1 protein-coding gene is annotated in these 247 nt (G+C 66.0%); it reads left to right on the forward strand.

The genetic code is table 11. The features are described 5' to 3' along the window. Positions 1-247, forward strand: a 247-nt coding sequence (locus AC0IW9_RS31555) for a TonB-dependent receptor plug domain-containing protein (RefSeq protein WP_471652228.1), incomplete at both ends; no start/stop codon positions are given.

The raw sequence follows: 247 nt of genomic DNA on the forward strand, positions 1-247 counted from the left end.
GAACGACGACATCGTCGTGGTCGGCCTGCGCGGATCGCTCCAGCGCAACCTCGACATCAAGCGCACATCGTCGGGCGTCGTCGACGTCATCTCCGCGGAAGACATCGGTAAATTCCCCGATTCGAACGTCGCCGCCTCGCTCCAGCGTCTGCCCGGCGTGTCGATCCAGCGCTCCGGTTCGCGCGGCGAGCCGACCGGCATCACGGTCCGCGGCTTCGGCGGCGATTTCAACACCACGCTGTACGAT

The organism is Belnapia sp. AC561 (assembly GCF_979252845.1).